General features: G+C 28.4%; 14 protein-coding genes and 1 pseudogene. 1 reads left to right on the forward strand and 14 read right to left on the reverse strand.

What is annotated here, in order from left to right; translation table 11 throughout:
• The first annotated feature begins 4 nt into the window (after positions 1-4).
• Positions 5-427, forward strand: coding sequence for an iron-sulfur cluster assembly scaffold protein (locus tag PSOL_RS00615; protein WP_349402036.1), 423 nt, complete (start codon positions 5-7; stop codon positions 425-427).
• Between the two features lie 304 nt (positions 428-731).
• Here PSOL_RS00615 and PSOL_RS00620 read toward each other — a convergent pair whose 3' ends face one another.
• The 14 genes and pseudogenes from PSOL_RS00620 to PSOL_RS00685 all read right to left on the reverse strand — a co-directional run bounded on the left by PSOL_RS00620 (position 732) and on the right by PSOL_RS00685 (position 18,043).
• A complete protein-coding gene (locus PSOL_RS00620) occupies positions 732-953 on the reverse strand; it encodes a hypothetical protein (RefSeq protein WP_349402037.1) in 222 nt (73 codons plus the stop codon).
• 38 nt (positions 954-991) lie between these two features.
• Positions 992-3,163 (reverse strand): ATP-dependent helicase, encoded by a 2,172-nt coding sequence (locus PSOL_RS00625; RefSeq protein ID WP_349402038.1) that lies wholly within the window; start codon positions 3,161-3,163, stop codon positions 992-994.
• 33 nt (positions 3,164-3,196) lie between these two features.
• Positions 3,197-4,822 (reverse strand): glutamine--tRNA ligase, encoded by a 1,626-nt coding sequence (glnS, locus tag PSOL_RS00630; protein WP_349402039.1) that lies wholly within the window; start codon positions 4,820-4,822, stop codon positions 3,197-3,199.
• Positions 4,823-6,027: 1,205 nt separating this feature from the next.
• Positions 6,028-6,996, reverse strand: coding sequence for an IS3 family transposase (locus PSOL_RS00635; RefSeq protein ID WP_349401936.1), 969 nt, complete (start codon positions 6,994-6,996; stop codon positions 6,028-6,030).
• 474 nt (positions 6,997-7,470) lie between these two features.
• Complete coding sequence (locus tag PSOL_RS00640; RefSeq protein WP_349401927.1) at positions 7,471-8,118, reverse strand: hypothetical protein; 648 nt, start codon at positions 8,116-8,118, stop codon at positions 7,471-7,473.
• 158 nt (positions 8,119-8,276) lie between these two features.
• Entirely contained in the window at positions 8,277-9,602 is a 1,326-nt protein-coding gene (locus PSOL_RS00645) for a toprim domain-containing protein (RefSeq protein WP_349401935.1), read from the reverse strand.
• Between the two features lie 11 nt (positions 9,603-9,613).
• Positions 9,614-11,107 (reverse strand): replicative DNA helicase, encoded by a 1,494-nt coding sequence (locus PSOL_RS00650; protein ID WP_349401934.1) that lies wholly within the window; start codon positions 11,105-11,107, stop codon positions 9,614-9,616.
• Positions 11,108-11,121: 14 nt separating this feature from the next.
• Positions 11,122-11,652: pseudogene (locus PSOL_RS00655) on the reverse strand (hypothetical protein); the annotation flags it as partial.
• A gap of 157 nt (positions 11,653-11,809) precedes the next feature.
• Positions 11,810-13,552 carry a group II intron reverse transcriptase/maturase gene (gene ltrA / locus PSOL_RS00660; RefSeq protein ID WP_349401933.1) on the reverse strand — a complete coding sequence of 581 codons (1,743 nt, stop codon included), beginning with the start codon at positions 13,550-13,552 and terminating at the stop codon, positions 11,810-11,812.
• 739 nt (positions 13,553-14,291) lie between these two features.
• On the reverse strand, positions 14,292-14,438 hold the full coding sequence (locus PSOL_RS00665; RefSeq protein ID WP_349401932.1) for a hypothetical protein: 147 nt from the start codon (positions 14,436-14,438) through the stop codon (positions 14,292-14,294).
• The gene (tmk, locus tag PSOL_RS00670; protein ID WP_349402040.1) at positions 14,422-15,054 is read right to left on the reverse strand and encodes a dTMP kinase; all 633 of its coding nucleotides are present in this window, start codon (positions 15,052-15,054) and stop codon (positions 14,422-14,424) included. Before tmk ends, PSOL_RS00665 begins: the two co-directional genes overlap by 17 nt.
• A 74-nt stretch (positions 15,055-15,128) precedes the next feature.
• Positions 15,129-15,683 (reverse strand): hypothetical protein, encoded by a 555-nt coding sequence (locus PSOL_RS00675; RefSeq protein ID WP_349401931.1) that lies wholly within the window; start codon positions 15,681-15,683, stop codon positions 15,129-15,131.
• 395 nt (positions 15,684-16,078) lie between these two features.
• On the reverse strand, positions 16,079-17,500 hold the full coding sequence (locus tag PSOL_RS00680) for a hypothetical protein (RefSeq protein WP_349402041.1): 1,422 nt from the start codon (positions 17,498-17,500) through the stop codon (positions 16,079-16,081).
• Positions 17,501-17,710: 210 nt separating this feature from the next.
• The gene (locus PSOL_RS00685; protein WP_349402042.1) at positions 17,711-18,043 is read right to left on the reverse strand and encodes a hypothetical protein; all 333 of its coding nucleotides are present in this window, start codon (positions 18,041-18,043) and stop codon (positions 17,711-17,713) included.
• Positions 18,044-18,061: the final 18 nt, after the last annotated feature.

Below are 18,061 nucleotides of genomic sequence, written 5' to 3' on the forward strand. Positions count from 1 at the left end.
ATAAATGTTAAACAACAACAAACATCAATTAATTTTAAAACATTGTCAAAATCCACAAAATCAAACCGAAAAACCTTTAAAAGGATATCAAACATTCAAAAAAGAAATTTCTTGTTGTGGCGATCAAGTGATTATTCAATTAAAATTAGATCCAAAAAAAACCATTTTAGATCTTAAATATGAAGCTAATGCTTGTTCTATTTGTGTTGCTTCTGCTAGTTTAATGTCAGTAAACATGAAAAATTTAGATAAAAAATCATCTTTAAACAAAATCAACCATTTCATTGCTATGATTAACAAAGAATCTTATGACCAACATCAACTTAATTCAGATTTACAAGTTTTAGATATAGTACATCAATTGCCTCACAAAACCAATTGTGTTTTGTTGCCTTGGAAAACTTTACAAGCTTTTTGGCTAAATTAACTTTTTTTCAGTTTACAAATAGTTGGTTCAAATAATTTTAGTTTGATTGTTAAACCAAATAGAAAAATGGAAAAACTAGCACTAAAAAGAAAAGCACTAACACCTCTTTTCAAAATATTTAAAAGGATCGATAAAAAAGATAACTTTTTAATGTTTGTAATAAATGTTGTTTGGTGATTTGGTATCAGACTCAAAACACTACCACTTGAAAACAAAAAAAATCACAACTAGAGCTAAAAAAATAAAAACCAGCAAAAAGAAAAAAACTAAAAGCTAAACTCAACAATTTAGCTTTTTTTATATTTTAATATTTATAATGCCAATAAAGGGATAATCCAAAACAAGAAATAGTTAAAAGAGTGAACAGTAAATTAAGAAAAAAGTGTTCTCCTTTAATTTTGCGATTTTGTTTTTGACTAAAAGAACTACCACTAAAAGAAACTAAATCATTACTATCAGACAATAATAAAATACTTAAAATAATTAAAATAGAAATTACAATCGCAATAATCTTAGGGTTAACCATAAATAATCCTCCTTTTGTTTTTTTATTAAATCTTAAAATTATATTTTTTTAAGATATTTGGTAGAATTTTCAAATTGTTTAATTTTTTGCGGATGTAAAAATTCAACAACTATTATATTTTCTTGTAATTCTAAGACTATTCCTAAACCAAAAAGATGATGTTTTACTTGATCGCCTTTTTGAAATGGTTTTTGTTTTTGTAAAAAATAGTTTGTCTTTATTGTGCCAAATCCCATTTCTTTAAAAAATATTGATGGTTTATGAAAAAAGTTTTGTTCAAATAATATTCTTTGAGTAACTCCGGTTAAAAATAATTTTTCTTGGGCCCTTGTAACAGCTACATAAGTAAGACGTCTTGATTCTTCTAAATTTTGCAAATCATCAAAAATTTCTTTTTCTAGGCCGACAACAAACACAACTTTAAATTCTAAACCTTTAACTTTGTGAATAGTTGATAATTTAACATAATTATTCATTTCCTTGTTAGAAGAAAAATTTTGGTTAGTTGTTTCATTGTATAAAGGTATTTGTTCTAAAAAATTAGTTATTTTGAGTAAATCATCGCCTTGATAAGTTTTTTCTACTTGCGATAAAATCAATTTTAATTCTTCCACAGCAGACAAAGATGTTTGATGATAATCATCTTTTTTAGATTGCTTTTTGGCTATTAGAAACATTTGATAAGAATATTGAATTTTATCATCAACATAAGTAATTATATCACTAAGACTTTCAAATTGGTTATTTATTGTTTGATTATTAAGTTTTTTGATAAAATTATAAAATTGATGGAGTTGTTTTTTAGTTGTTTCATTAACGGGGACTTCATTTGAATTCTTTAAAACTTCAAAAAGCGATATTTTTTTTTCTTGGGCTATTTTTTCTAAATGTGATAAAGTAATTTTGCCAATTTGTCTTTTGGGAACATTAATAATCCGTCTGAAATAAAAATCTTGTAAAGGGTTTACAGCTAAATGCAAATAAGATAAAAAATCTTTAACTATTTTACTTTGATAAAAAGATAAATTTCCTAAAATAACGTAAGGAATGCCTGCACTGATAAAATATTTTTCTAAAAATAACCCTAAAGAGTTGTTACGATATAAAATAGCAAAATCTTGATAATTATAATTAGAAGTTTGTATTAAAGTTTTAATTTTTTGAACTATATATTGAGCCTCAATCCTACTATCTGCAAAAAAATGAGAATTAACTATTTTTCCTACCCCTTTAACGCTATTTAATATCTTTTTAAAAGGATGATCTTTATTATGGCTAATCAAAAGATTAGCTTTTTCTAAGATATTTTGTGAAGAACGATAATTTTGCGTAAGAATATATATTTTAGGCTTGAATTTATTTAAAAATAATTGACTATTTTCAAAACAAGCTCCCCTAAAAGAATAAATATTTTGATCAGGATCACCGACTACAAAAATACAAGGATTTTTTTCAATTAAAAAAGTTAAAATTTGATATTGATAAAAATCCGTATCTTGAAACTCATCCACCAAAAGATATTGAAACTTTTCTTGATAAAATTGTTTGACTGACAGCTGTTCTTTTAATAATTGATAAGTATATAAAATTAAATCATCAAAATCAATTAAATTATTTTTTTGTAAATGTTTTTGATATTGGATTTTAATTTTGTTAACCAAAGATGATTTGGAAGCAAGAACATTATGCTCATTTTGTCTAGTTTTGTTAAGAAAACTTTCTATGTCTTCTTGTAAATTATCTTTTCTTTTGAGGTTAGAAATTTGTTGTCTTAATTGATTAACATCTAAGATTTTAGCGTCAATATTGATTTCTTTTAAAACTATCTTAATAATTCGATTACAATCTTTACTATCTAAAATAATAAAATTTTTGTTATAGTTGAAAGGTAAAAGATCAATAAATTTCCTTAAAATTTGATTTCCTAAAGCATGAAAAGTTAAAATAGTTACCCTTTTGCTTTGTTCTCCAACCATTTCTAAAACTTTTTCTTTCATTTGGTTAGCAGATTTATTAGTAAAAGTAAGAGCTAAAATATTTTTGCTAAGAACTTTTTGTTTTGCGATTAAATAAGCAATTTTAGTTGTTAAAGTGGTGGTTTTACCAGTACCTGCTCCAGCTAACAAATAAGTTACTAGTTCTTTAGAAATTACTGCTTCAATTTGATATTTATTTAATTTTTTCAACCAAGTATCTATTTTAGAAGACATTATTTTAACCTTTCAATGGTTTTATGATCATTTTTAAGTGCTCACTTTTAAACTTACTATTTCATTAAAATTTAGTTTTTTATCTTCTTTTTTTGCTAAAACAAAAAAACCTTGTCTTAAAAATTGAAATGTATTTTGAGAAGTTTCTTTTTCTAAATTGTTTTCAACAAAACCTTTTTTACTTTGATAAGAATGTTCATTAAAAACTCCGTTTTCTGTTAAAAGAGGTTTAAAAAAATTAAAAGTGGCTTCTAAAGTAGTTTTACTTTCGACAAAATGAATAGTGCCATTAGGTTTCCGTTCTTTAAAACCACTGCCACTTTTAGTTTGGGGATCGTATGTAGCAATCACTTCAATTACTTCTCCTTGAACGTTTGTGACAATATCACAAGCTTTGATAAAGTAAGCGTGAAATAAACGCACTTCTCCACCTAAAAACAGTCTTTTATATTGAAGATTAGGTTGAGTAATAGCAAAATCATCTTTTTCGATATATAAATGACGAGAAAAGTAAATTTCCCTTATTTTGTTGTTATTGTATTCTTTCGGAAAAAATGGTGCTTCGAGTTTTTCTGTTTGGTTTTCAGGATAATTAAGGATAGTCACTTTTAGAGGATTAATAACTGCCATCCTAGGAAAAGCTTTCGGTTGTAAATCATTGCGGACGAATGATTCTAACATTTCTTTTTTAACTTGGGAATTAACTTTTGATAAACCTGTTTCTGAAACAAAATTTTTAATAGCTTGTGGAGTATATCCTTTATTTCTGATTCCTGATAAAGTAGGCATTCGAGGATCATCCCAACCAAAAACTTTTTTTTCTTCAACTAAAGCTTTAAGATGCCTTTTGCTCATTAAAGTTTGAGTTAAATTAAGACGTCCAAACTCGATTTGACGAGGAATATGAGGAACTTGAGTTTCTTGGATAATCCAATCATATAAAGGTCTGTGATCTTCAAACTCTAAAGAACATAAAGAGTGAGTTATTTTTTCAAAAGCATCTTCTAAAGGGTGAGCATAATCATAAGTGGGGAAAATATACCAATGTTTTTTATTTAAAGTAAAAGCTGAAAAAATGCGGTAAAGAACCGGATCCCTTAAATTAAGATTAGGGCTTGACATATCAATTTTAGCACGCAAAACTTTGCTTCCTTCTGGAAATTGGCCAGCTTTCATTTGTGTAAAAAGTTTTATATTATCTTCAATACTACGATTGCGATAAGGAGAATTAGTACCTTTTTTTAATAAATTTCCTCTTAATTTAGTAATTTCTTCGGCAGTTAAATCATCTATATAAGCTTTTTCTTGTTGAATTAAAAAAAGAGCTTTTTCAAACATTTTATCAAAATAATCCGAAGCGAAAGTAACTTTATCAGGTTGATAGCCTAACCACATTACATCTTGTAAAATAGCATCAACATAAGCTTGTTTTTCATTATTTGGGTTAGTATCATCATAACGTAAATAAGTTTTGCCATGAAAAAATTTGGCTAATTCAAAATTAATAATAATGGCTCTTGCATGTCCTAAATGTAAAAAACCATTAGGTTCAGGCGGAAAACGAGTAATAATTTGTTGATATTTATATTCTTCTAAATCTTTTTGGATAATAGTTTTAATAAAATTAGAATTTGATTTTATTTCTTTGAACTTTTGCATATTTAAAACCTTATTTCCTTGTTGGTTTTTTTAATTTTGACACAAATAAAATTATTTTTAATTAATTTTTGTATAAATTTTAATTAACCTATAATAATACTTATTTTAAACAATTTTTTTCATAAAAAAAACCTATATAAATATTTTACCAAAAGAAATTATGTAAATTAAAATATTTTTTGATGTTAAAAAATGATCATTTCTTCAAGAGCGCAAAAGATGCCTCAATATCAAACGAATTAACCAATCGTAGAGCGACAAATCTCTAAAGACATATGATTTGCCCAGCTTCACTTAACGAAAGACAAGTGAATTACAGCAGACCATAAAAACGGGTTGCAATAAATAAAGTAGTTTAATCAAGAAGATCCCACAAACCAAAGGAAACATGGATAAGTCTTAAAAAGACCTAAGAACAAAAGTAATGTAATATAGCAACCTGTCGACAGCTACATAAACCCGTCAGTCTAGAAAACTAAACATATTTTGTTGGTGTATTAGTATTGTAAATTTAAAAAATCTAGAATCCACCAGAATAAACCCATACCTAATTGATGGTATCTGGTAATGTCATCCTAAATTTCCAAGGTAGATATTGAGAGTAACTTTGAGATTCCTAAACCCCACCTAAAAGGTTAAAATAAATGGACTAAAGAATAAGCCATTTTGAGGCAAGAAAAAAGAGACTACATAGTAATCGTGGGAGTAAAACTTAATTTGGAATAATTAAAAAAATCGTCCCACCAAGCCGAGAATTAACAACTCTTAGAAAGTGAAAGTAGTTAGTATTTATTTGATTAATGCTCAAAAAAACTAATTAGGATTGTATCCAAAGGATAATTCAACGAAATACGTAGCGATCACGTACTAGTCCTTGAAAGAGTGCGCTGTTCCGTTTTTTTGGACATTTTTTTATTTAAAAATTACTCTTTAAGACTTAAAAATAAGTAGATAATTTCATATCTTTTCAAACAAACAAATTATTAAAATTACAAATAAAAAGTGTCTAAACTTTTTTAAATTTGCTAGTTTCAAAAGATATTTTTTTTAAATATTATATCATTTCACTAACTAGCTAGGGAAAAAAAGTGGAAAATCCCCCTAGAAAATGAAATTAAAATTATTTTTTTACGCAATTATGTTGTTTTTAAAAAAAGGTGCAAAAAGATAACCTTTTTCAAGGTTGAATATTTAAATAAAAAATATTATCTAAAATTTAAGGAATATTGAGAGGGAGATGAATAATTTAATTTAGCTAAAAACCATTTAGTATTCCAAAATTTAGGGAAATAATTGATTATTTTTTTAACTTTTTCGGTTGATTTTTGAAATAAAAATGGATTTTGATATTGTAAAATGCTTTTGCTTTTCATTTGGCCAAAAAAGTTTTCAATGACTGCGTTGTCCCTTGGATTGGCTTTACGCGACATACTAATTAAAAAACCTTTTTTCGTTAAAGTTTGTTGGATTTTTTGAGATTGATAAACTGTGCCCTGATCAGAGTGAATGATGCATGGATTTTTTAATTTAGGTAATTTTTTAATTGTATTTAAAATTAATTCTTTATTTTGATACTTTGAAGTATGCCAAGAAATAATTTGGTTGTTAAAAGAATCGATAATACAAGAAAAATATAAAAACCCTTGGGAAGTTTTAAAATAAGTGATGTCGGTAAATAGTTTTTGCATGGGATTAGTTGATATAAAGTCTTGATTGATTAGATTGTCTACTACTTTTAATTTAGGTTTTAAATTGTTTTTATAACTATATTTATTTTTTTTAATTCTTAAACGACAACAAATGCCATTTTCTTTCATAATTGAATAAACTTTTTTCTTGGTAATTATTTCATTAAAGGTTTGTTGATATAAATTAGTGATTTTCCGATGGCCGAAAAAATATTGATTATTTAAACATAAAGCATTAATTCTTTTTTGTTGTAAAAGGTTTTTTTCTTCTTTTTCTTTAATTTTATTTTCGACTTTCAACCAATAATAATAAGTACTTCTTTTGATTTTGATAGTTTTTAAAATTGTGGTTAAATTTAAACTATTTTTAAATTTTTTGACTAAATTAAAAACTGTTTTTTTATTAGTTTTTTGGGTTGTTTTCATTAGAGTTTGTAATAATTTATTTTTTTGTTTTAATATTTCTTTTGATTTTATATTTTTCATGATTGAAATATCGTTTTCCTTTTTTTTATATCATATACATAAATTATTATAGCTCTAATAATTGTATTTGTTTTTAAAAAAAAGGGGGGTACGCGCAATTTGGGGGGCTCTTTCTTTTTCGTCTTTTTTCTTTTATTATATATACTTATAAATTTTGTTAGCGCTTCAGCGCGTTTAGGGCTTTTGGTTGGTTTTGGATTTAAAAAATCTCTTTTAATAATTGGAAGGGGAAATGGGGAATTATTTTTATATCGAATAATAATAATGATGGGTAAAGGATATAACGATAATATCAAATATCGAGTATCATTATCATTATCGATATAATATATAAAATATCACCCCCCCTTTAATGTTTGGTTTTGGCAAGGAAATTTAACTATTCAAATGGTAACAAAGTGGTAACTGAGTGGTAACAAAGTGGTAACTGAGTGGTAACAAAGTGGTAACCAAAAGGTAATAAAGTGGTAATAATTATTTATTAATTTTTGTTTCTTTTTTATTTAAATTTGATAAATATCCAGATCTAAGCTTTTTAACACGATAGCCTTGTTTATTTTTGGTAATAAATAATTTTATATATTTTAAATCTTCTAACTGATAATAAATAACATTTAATCCTTTTTTATAGTTTGTGTTGATGGGGTTATTGTATTTATCTAGTTTTTTGGTATCTAATTTATATAATTTTAAAGTGTCTAGTTTGTCTACATTTATTTTGCCTATCAATTCTTTAATGTAGTCTTTTTGTTCGTTAAGATAATTAATTTGGAAGATAGGGAAATGCGTTTTAAGGGTATTATTTTGGCTTTTAAGGGGCGTTGTGGGGTTGGTGAGTGTTATATTATTATTATCGTTTTCAGGAGAACGATTTTTGATTATTTCTATTCTATACTTTTTGATTTCTTCTAAGATTTGAGGGTCTACAAAGAGGGTTTGGTTTTTTGGGCGGTAATTTGCTTGTTGATAGGAATTTTTCTTTTTAGAGTGAGAAACAATCGTAATATTTAATAAATCTTGTTTTAATGTTTGTAAAAAGTTTTTAATTTGAACTAAGTCGTTGGGGAGTGATTTTGTTTCCCAACCTCCGATTCTAATTTCTTGGTTTGTGTCGTTTTTCATTTTTTTCTCCTTTTAGATTGTTTTGTTGGCTATAAAAATAATAACCCCTAATTTGCGAAAATAAAACGCAAAATTTAGGGGTATATACGTGTTTATAAGGGTATGTTAATGTGGTTTATATGTGCGAGTGTAATATGTTGGTGAAAAAAAGTAATAATTTAATTAATTACTTCAACTTTGTATTCTCCAAAGAAATGAACGGCTAAATCGACTATGATTTTCTTTTTGGCCTCTTCATAAGTAATGTATGGAGCTAAAAAACATTTTTGATATGCTTCTTTTCCGTATTGACGTAATAAATCATCAACATCTTTACAAGTTTTGTCATAAGGGGGTAAAATGCGTCTAATTTCATATAAAATATTTGCTTCTTTAAGTTGTTCTCCTAAGGCTTCGCTGCGTTTTTGTCCTGTTTCATCATTATCTAAAGCGATAACTACTTTGATATTTTCTTTTTTGAGAATTTCTAGTTGAGATTGAGAAAGTAATTGAGTGACGCAAATTAGACCGACCGTGTTTTTAATATTGTTTTGCCAACAACTAATGACATCAAAAAAACCTTCGTGGATGATGATTATTTTAACTTTTTTAATATATGGTAAAGCTTCAAAAAAACGATAGCTGAAATGAAAAGTGGGTGTTTGACTGAAATTATTTAGGGATTTGTATTTTGGTTGGAAATAAGAAACTTCGTGAAAGTTGTTTTGATAAAAATGGAATGTTTTATTATAACCGTTTTCGATAGGGATAATTATGGAACCATGGAAAGTATCGTGATAGTATTTAGTGCCTTTTTGATTGATTTTTTCTTTAATAAAGCCATATTCAACTAGTTTTGTTGTATCAATGTTTTTCTTTTTGCAATAATTTACAAATCGAAAAGATAAGGGTTTATTAGATAGTGGGGCGTAACCAAGTTTAAATTCATTGATGGTTTGTAGGGTTAATTTTCTTTTTTGCGTTAAATATTCTATTCCTGGGTGAGATGCGTTATTGCGATTAGTGGTTAATAAATAATTATAATAATCTCTAATTTGGTTGAATAAAGGTGATATTTCTTTTAATAATCGTGTTTTTTTGGCTTCAACTTCTTTTTCGTTGATGATGATGTTGGTTTTTTTAGGTTGGTATTGGTATTTGAGGGGGATTGATGATGTATTAATTATTGAATTTTGTTTCTGGGTTAATTTTTTGAACTCTTCGGTTTTCATGAAATTCAAAATTCTTTTAATAGCTTCTTCAAAAGAACTAGTTCCTCTTATTTCCTTATAAACATCAACAATATCGTAATCTTTACAACATTTCCAACAATGAATTTTGTTATCTGAAGTTAAATGACAACAAGTGGGGTTTTGGCCTTGATGGATGGGACAAGGGAAACGATATTTGGTGTTGAAGTTTGGCGGTATAATGTTTAGTTTTTTTAATAAAACTGACATAGGGAAGTTGGTTTGAATATGTTTTATTTGTTCTTGAAAATTCATTGATGAACTCCTTAATAACTTTCTAATGGATAAGGTAAAACATAACCGATTTCTTGGAAGGTTTGTGTATTCATCTCAAAGTGATAAACTAAGTTCTTTTTGGTACCACTTCGATTCTTTTTAATAGATAATTCGATGATTTTTTGATTTTCGTTGTCCTTTGATTCTAAATATAGTTCGTTTAAGGTTGAATTATATATATTGATGGGTTTTTCTTTGTCTTTGGATAGTTTAGGTTGGAATTCAGTCATCATTAAGACAATATCGGAGTTAGTTTCGATGCCACCTGAACCTTTTAGAGCAGTTATTTCAGGTGATTTTCCTTGATAATTGTTGTATGTATCTCTTGAAAATTGAGATAAAATGATAATCACGATGTTTAATTCAATGGCTAATTGTTTTAATTTAGTCATAATTTCGTCAATTGCTAGACGGTCATTTTCTAAGTGATTTGTTGTTTTGGTTATTTGGAGATGGTCGATAACGATAATTTCAGCCTTTTTTTCTAAATGGAGGCGATAAACTAAATCAATTACATAATCAATGTTTTTGCTTTTATCGTAACTGAATGATAAATTTATGTTGGCGAATAATTGTTTTGCGGTCTTCATCCTTTCCGTGTAGGTGTGTTGTGTGATGTTTGAGTCTTCAAAACTTTTATCTAAAATAACATCTAATGGAGTTTTAGTGATGTGGGCTAATAAACGACTTAAATTTTCTTCTAAGGTCATTTCATAAGAAAATACCAACATATTTGGATGTTTGTTTGTTTCTTGATGTTTGGTTTTTGAAATGTCTATTAAAAGGTTGTAGACAAAAGTGGTTTTTCCTAAACCAGTATAGCCCCCAATGGTGATAATTTGACCTTTTTTAAAGCCTTTCGTGGCTTGATTTAATCCTTTGAAAGTTTCTGATAGGCGGTAATATTCTTCTTGGATTTTTTGTTTTGCTTGATTATCGGTGTCAAAAAATTCGGGATGCAAAGAGGCCATTTGGTTTAAATTAAAGAGTGTTTTATCGTTTTTGTGAGGAATAAAAGCCATAAATTTTCTTAATTTATCAAAGATTTCTTGATAATAAAAATGTTTGTGATAAGGATCTTTATTTTCAAAAGAAGGACTAATAATTTTTAAGAGTTGTTGGAACAGTTTTTCTTGGGTATAGGTGTGTTTTAGGTTGTCTAAGAAATCAAGGTTGTTTTCCTCATTAACATCATTACTTAAAAAAGATAGTGATTCTTTAGTAAAGTTATCTTGGGGAAAATGGGTTTGAAGATAGGTGATTAATTCTTTAATTATCTCGGGTTGAGACTTTATTTTATCAAAGGGATGCGTTGTTTGTTTTTCTAAAAATAAATATTTTAAGGCGTTAAAGATTTTGGTATTTGTGGGGTCGAGTAGATTTTTGGGGTTAATTATTTGGCAGTAAAGTTTTAACTTTTCCCATTGGCCTTGTTCGATATAAGATATGACTTGTTGCAAGGCGCGTTGTTCGTTGGTTAACATTTTATATTAACTCCTTATTTTTTATTTTTAATCATGTTAATATCGCTAAAAGGGAGGAATTGGTTAGTCAGTAATGTTTGTAAAAAGATGTTAGCTTGGGGCAAAAAACAATCGATCACTTGGTTAATTCCTAAGATTTTCCCTTGTTTGATTTTCTTGTTTAATCTTTGAGCTTCCACAGTGTTATTAGTTAATAAATAGAATTCAAAACGTGTATCGAGTTTTTTTAATTGTTGCCCTTCTACCATGGCTTGTTTATAACGATCTCGCAAACATGTTTTGAAATTGAAGGCGATTATGCGCTTGGTTTTAGTGAATAAAACCAAATCGAATTTGATGTCGGGGATGAAAAACAAGTAAGCCTGGGGGTATAAATTGATGATTCCCTTGTTTTGAAAATATAATAAAATGAAATATTCGTTGATGTTGCCGCGGATTACTTTTTTACTTTGGGAGTTGTGTTGGTTTTTATCTAGATATTCGTTTAGGAGGTTGTGGGTTTTTATCATGTATTCGTTAAATGGTTTATTGAATAAAGATGGTTGGAATACGGATAGATTAATTGCGTCTTATTCAGCGATTTGCGTTTGCTGTTTTATTTACAATCAGCCCCCGTCCAAACCGTACGAGCAAGTTTCCAAGCATACGGCTTTCCATAATTTACTCTCTTTCGAGAACTAATTTCGCCTTACGGCTGATTAGCTATTTATCCTTTTTTGTTCTTTTACTTTTGTTATTTAATCTGATATCATGCATTTGTTGGTTCGTAATATTTCTATGACAATCTATGCATAACACTTTTGTACTCTTATTCATCACGCTTTTGCGGTTTCCATTGCGAACCGTACCACTGTGATGGATTTGAAGTTGGGTTGTTTTGCCGCATTTCTCACATATTTCCGCTTTAAGGCGGTCTGTTAGATTCGTACGACCTTGGAATAGATAAGGATTGATGGTGATATCGGGATTTTCCTTATAATTACGCATTTTCTTGATCTTATCCCAAGGGTAAACAGTCCATGACTCATACTTGGTTTTCCCTTTGTTTAAATACGGAATTGACCAAGTTGCGCCACGATTAACCTTCTTCCGCACTTTGGCAATTGTCATTTTGCGTTTCCTTGCTAAGGTTTTCAAACAACTATATTCCGCTAGATAGGTTAGATGGGTTAATGCATTTAGATTGTTAGCTAAGCAAAAGTATTGGATGATTCCGCGTACGATTGTTTTATAAGTGCGTATTATTTCTAATTCGTCCCTACTTGCTAATGTTTCGTCATGTTTAATCCTTCCTCTTTTTAACCAATTGTACTCATATCCATATTCCTTGGCTTTTGCTTTGGGAACTTGGATTTGTACCCGACCGTTTAGGGATTTTTTGTGGGTTTTTTTGGTGAGTTTACTACTGGTTGAATTTACCTTAACCATGTAGGATAGAAACCTTGTGCTCTTATTGGCTTTTACAATCTTTGATTTATCTTTACTAACTGTTAGTTTTAAATCTTGTTCTAGCCATTGAGTCACTTGGTTTTTAATAGTTTCAGCTTTGTCATATTTTCCTTTAATTCCTATGATAAAATCATCGGCATATCGGATATATTCAACTCTTGTTTTTGGATTTAGGTTAATTCGACTATCAATCCCCAGTTTATGATGCATTCCTTGATGGTATGCTTTTCTATATCCTGGGTTTGTTTTCCTTATTGGTGTCCCTTCTTTAATTAGTTCATCCATTTTGATGTCAATGTAATGTAAATATACATTGGCAAGTAATGGGGAAATGATTCCTCCTTGTGGAGAACCAGATAAAGATTCGTACTTGATGCCATCTTTCATGAACCCAGCTTTTAACCACTTATTAATGGTTGAAAGAGTTTTATTCTTGCGTATAAACTTCCTCAAGGTTTTCATAAGAGTTTCATGATTGATTGTGTCAAAATAACCTTTAAGGTCAATTTTGATGATATAATCAATTCCCTGAAATCTCTGTTTGACGCGTTTGATTGCATCAAGACAGGACTTTTTGGTTCTAAATCCAAAACTCCATTCTAAGAATTGATTTTCAAAATAAGGAGTTAAGAGTTGTTCAAGGCTTTTTTGGACTATTCTATCTTTTATGGTAGGTATTCCAAGAGGTCTAACCTTATCGTTGTCTTTGGGAATGAATATTCTTTTAACAGGCTTTGGCTTGTACTTGTTATTGATGTATTCCTTGTGATATCTTTCTAATTTTTTAAGATCGAGTCTGTCAATTGAATTACCATCAATTCCAGGTGTACCCGCGCCTTTGTTGGTTGCAATTTTGTTAAATGCAATTAATGTGTTATGTAGATTATTCATTCCTTGCTGTAATTCTCTTTTTAGAGGATAGTTATTTGTAGAACAATATAGAATCTTACTCAATGTTCGCGAAAGCTTAGTTTCATCTGAAACAGATGTTGACATATTTATCAACTCCTTCCTTGATTACAGTGAATAAATAGTAAATTACTAGCTACTTTCGCCTTGTAAAGGTTATTAACCTTCGCCCTGGTGGGTCATCATGTTAGCATATTCCAATGTTAACTTTGAATTATCCACGACTATTAAATAGCTTCTTTATCCTTGAGCGTCTCGGCATTTATTCCTTGACTTGTTAATTAAATAACTAGCTTTTAGGATTCTCCAAGTTACTCTAAATATCTACCTTTGTCCTTTAGGTGAAGTAACCGCTTATGTTTTAACGTCTTTCCTGACTGTCGGTGAGATTCCAGGCTTTCTGTTAATTAGATAAACTAACCAAGACAAATAATATATCTTGTTAGACTCTGGACTATACGGCTTCAGTAGTTTGCGTATTAGGTTCTAAGATTACATCTGCTTTCCTTCTTAGACCATTTCAGGCTTATCCATGGGACAATTTGGTGGCGGTATCCTCTTAACTAACTACTTCGTCTCAATCCGCTTTTATGGTCTGCTGTAATCCCTTATTCTTTCGTTTAACGGACCGACCATATCCATTCAGTGTTTATCGCACTGGTTATTGGTTAGATAACACGATATTTAGGCATCTTTGGCGCCCTTATTTGTTTAGTGATGTTAACACACAAAGATTGATGTTTCAAAATATCAATATTTTTGAAATGCAAATCGGTTGATTGTTTCATTTGATTAATTCCCTTTCTATAATAAAAAAAGACTCTAATTAAAGAGTCTTTTTCGGGGGGTAAAATTTTATTTTTTTAGTACGCCATTGAATAGTTCCATCTTTTTTAATAGTTTTGATTTTGCCGTTACTATAATGGATATATAAATTGCCGTTTTGACATTTTTTCTTAATGACTATTGGCATTTGGTATTTCTCCTATTTTTTTTATTATTTGTTTTGTGTTGAAGTTGGAATTTTTAGCTTCCATCGCTTTTAAAACAATTTGAGGACCTAGATTTTTTCTTTTTAAAAATTCCTGATAACCCTTTTCTACTTGATGAAAGTAAGCTAAGGAACTAGTTTCAATAACATCTAATTGGTGGTTGTTTTGATTTAATTTACGTTTTAAACCTATTTGGGGGTGAATTTTTAGATAAACGGTGATATCAGGTTTAATGAATAATTTAGTTAAATTGTTAAAAAGATAATATTTTTTATCAATTTGATTAGGATATACACGATATGCAAAATTAGAGCCTAACCAACGATCAACTAAAATAATTTTAGGGGTTTTTAAGTGGGGTTTGATGCGTTCTTCTTGGGTTTGAATCATGTTGGCAAAACTTAAAAAATATCTAGTTAAATTGTGTAATTTGTTGTGTGTTAAAAACGTTTCACGTATAGAATTCCCGATTGTAGAACTTCCTAATCCGCGAATAACAATCACTTCTTTGCCTTGTTTTTTTAATTCACGTTTAACGCTTTTTATTAGACTTGTTTTTCCACTGCCGTCAAGTCCTTCGAAGATAATTAATTTCATTTTATTGCTCCTTTGATTCTTAATTTGGGTATAAAAAAAGACCTTCAATTTGAAGGTCTAAATTAGGGTTTGTTTTAGTTTTTAAAAATAGGGAAATGCAAGGAATAAATTAATGTTTTAAAATTGGGGGATGAGTCATATTTTAAAATTACAACATCACTTCCGATTGATTGAGTCAAAAATTGTTTTCCTTTGTTTAATTCTTGAATGGTTGTATTCAAGTTTGCGTCCCAAAATTTTTCAGTTCGATCTAAAAAAATAAGTATATTAAAATCAGTAAAAAAACCAATTTCTTGTTGGCTTAATTCAATTATGGGAATAATGTCTTCTTTATCTTCTAAATAAAAAACTGCCATTTTCCCACGAATGATGAAATTATTATCGTAAATTTCAAAACTGAACGTGGAATAACTTTCGTCCCAATTTTTGAAATGGAAAATTAATTGTTTTTTAGGAATTTGAAGGTATATTAATTCTAAACTATTAATAAACACATCAATTAAAGCCATATTTTCCATTTTTTGTAATGTTTTGGTGTTTCTATAATAATATTTTGAAATAAGACGGTCGAAAATATTATGAAATTTTTTAAAATTTTTGTTAACTATTTTTATTCTATTTTTATCCATTTTAATTCTCCTTTAATTTTATTTTGGATATAAAAAAAAGACTCTCATAAAGAGAGTCTTGGTTATGATTTGTTTTGCTTAATATTTGTTTAATCAAAATATTGGTCTTTAAATTGTTTGTAACAATGTTGTTTGAGGCTGACTTCAAATAATTATATAAAATGTTATTAAGGGATAAAATAATGTGTTTTAAGTGTATTGTGGGTTTTTATGTTTTAAGGTTGTGTTTTTCTGTATAAAGGGTTATATAGCTTTTTTGGGATTGAAGTGGAGGTAGTAGGTTTTACATATAACATGATTATCTTCATCTTTTTTTGTTTGTAGGACAATTAACTTCATCCATGAAAAAGTCTTTGTCTTCTTCGAGTAACCATTTAGGGCATTGTAGTTAAAAATTATTCTAATTCTTTTGGTTTTTGAGGAGGTCGAGTAGTATCTAAAAATTGATAATATGTTTTTGCGGTTTTATTTCCGTCAATATACCAATCATCAAAAAAAATATTTGTTACATATTCATAATAATGAGTATTTCCGTTTTCATCATAAAGGGTTTTGCTGCAACGTCCAAGTATAGCGCGGACTTCTGCTTCTGAATAATAAACACCGTATTTGATATAACATTGTTTTACCCATTCAATCAAATTATTTCTATATTTTTCAACTAATTGGGATTTGAATATTCTATCGCCACAAAGAATGGAATAAATCGTATCATCTGTTTCGAAATAACAAAAAACCGTTTTTAATTTTACAGGAATATTAAATTTTCGATAGCAAGGAGAAGTGACTTCAAAATAAGTTTCAGCATGTTCGATTTTTTCAACGTATTCAGCTTCTAGGGTTAATGGCGGAAAAGTAAATAAATTATTTTCACGTTTCCAATCGCGAATTGCTTGATAAGGATCTAAAGAAGGGGGTAATTCGATATACTTGTTTTTCTTTGCTGGTTTTGGTCTTTCTTGGACGTTAAATGAAAATAAATAAGTATTTTTTGCGCCATTGGAAAGTTTTAATAAATCTTCGATATTGCAGTTTTGGTTGTCTTCGGGTAAAATTCGAATCCCATCGTCAAAATAAATGGCCTCAATTGGAATATCGCAGAAAGTTTTTGATGGTAAAGGCAAAACCAAACCAGTAGTGGGTGTTGCATTATAACAACCTAATTTAATCAATTTTGGTTCTTTGATTATGTTATTTTTCATTAAATAATTATTGATTTCTTCTTCTTTGTTTTGGTCGGTAAAGATGTTAGTAACTACTAAATTTATTTGAGGTTGTATTTTATGAGGTTTTTCTTTGGCGTCCCAAAAGAGAAAAGCTTCTTCGATTTCTATTTCGTATTTTAATATTTCTTCAAGTGTATATTTGTAATCTGCACAAGGGTATGTTTGATTAAATGGATTTGTTCTTGGTTTTAAATAAACCCCCATTAAACCTTTTGGCGGGTTTTTAAACCACCAAGTACCTACTATTTTATTAAGACGCGAATTATGACCTGGGGGACTTCCACTCGATCCGTACAGTGAAACTCCATTAACATTAAATAATTCCATTAACTTTGGAATATCGGCTTTTGAAATAATGTTAAGATCGTATCTTTTTAATTTTGGCTGGGTTTTTAACCATTCTTGTTGGAGTTCCTCGTTGTCTGCTAGTTTGATTACAGATTTTGTTCGGCATTGAAAGTAAGAAGAGTTTTGGTTTCCTGCAATGGGGGTTAATGTATAGGTTAGTTTAATAAAAAAAATTAGAAAAATTAAAAGAAAGAAATGACGTTTTTTTGTTTTTAGGTAGTTAATGTTTTGTCCTCCTTTCAATATTTTTTAATTGCTTATGAGCGCTTTTACGTTGTTGTGTGTGAAAAGTGAATTTAGGAATATATAAAAAAAGACTCTCATAAAGTGAGTCTATTAAAATTTTAGTTTTCTGGGGGGGGAATTTAGTTTAATAACCTTTCCGTGTTGCCGTGTGTGATAAAAGAAAAAAGACCCTGGCGGGTCTTTATGTAAAATTAAATTTTATATAAATTATTTTGTTATTTCTTTGAAATTTTTATTAAAATTAGTTGGTTTTATAATGTTTTTTTGTTTTTGAATTTCTTTTTGAGATTCTAAATTTTCTATTTGTTGTTGTTTTTTTTCTAAAAATTCATTTATTGATATTTTTAAATCAGTAAGGTTTGATTCTAAGTTTTTAATTTGTTTTTCCATTTCATTATAATGCCTTTGATTTATCTTTTCAATTTGTTTTTGGTTTTGATAAAATAAAAAAATTTTAATGATAATAACGTTAGATAAAATCATTATTGGAATATAAAATATATAAGGCATATATTTAGATATTTTTTTTATTAAATGCATTTTTATAACCTATCTTAT

Origin of the sequence: Candidatus Phytoplasma solani, assembly GCF_040126175.1 — a bacterium.
Taxonomy (GTDB): domain Bacteria; phylum Bacillota_I; class Bacilli_A; order Acholeplasmatales; family Acholeplasmataceae; genus Phytoplasma; species Phytoplasma solani_A.

Bases quoted from the DNA above. Each gene is read 5' to 3' on its own strand.
- PSOL_RS00615 (WP_349402036.1), top strand. From the start codon at position 5: ATGTTAAACAACAACAAACATCAATTAATTTTAAAACATTGTCAAAAT.
- PSOL_RS00620 (WP_349402037.1), bottom strand. From the start codon at position 953: ATGGTTAACCCTAAGATTATTGCGATTGTAATTTCTATTTTAATTATT.
- PSOL_RS00625 (WP_349402038.1), bottom strand. From the start codon at position 3,163: ATGTCTTCTAAAATAGATACTTGGTTGAAAAAATTAAATAAATATCAA.
- glnS (WP_349402039.1), bottom strand. From the start codon at position 4,822: ATGCAAAAGTTCAAAGAAATAAAATCAAATTCTAATTTTATTAAAACT.
- PSOL_RS00635 (WP_349401936.1), bottom strand. From the start codon at position 6,996: ATGAAAAATATAAAATCAAAAGAAATATTAAAACAAAAAAATAAATTA.
- PSOL_RS00640 (WP_349401927.1), bottom strand. From the start codon at position 8,118: ATGAAAAACGACACAAACCAAGAAATTAGAATCGGAGGTTGGGAAACA.
- PSOL_RS00645 (WP_349401935.1), bottom strand. From the start codon at position 9,602: ATGAATTTTCAAGAACAAATAAAACATATTCAAACCAACTTCCCTATG.
- PSOL_RS00650 (WP_349401934.1), bottom strand. From the start codon at position 11,107: ATGTTAACCAACGAACAACGCGCCTTGCAACAAGTCATATCTTATATC.
- ltrA (WP_349401933.1), bottom strand. From the start codon at position 13,552: ATGTCAACATCTGTTTCAGATGAAACTAAGCTTTCGCGAACATTGAGT.
- PSOL_RS00665 (WP_349401932.1), bottom strand. From the start codon at position 14,438: ATGCCAATAGTCATTAAGAAAAAATGTCAAAACGGCAATTTATATATC.
- tmk (WP_349402040.1), bottom strand. From the start codon at position 15,054: ATGAAATTAATTATCTTCGAAGGACTTGACGGCAGTGGAAAAACAAGT.
- PSOL_RS00675 (WP_349401931.1), bottom strand. From the start codon at position 15,683: ATGGATAAAAATAGAATAAAAATAGTTAACAAAAATTTTAAAAAATTT.
- PSOL_RS00685 (WP_349402042.1), bottom strand. From the start codon at position 18,043: ATGCATTTAATAAAAAAAATATCTAAATATATGCCTTATATATTTTAT.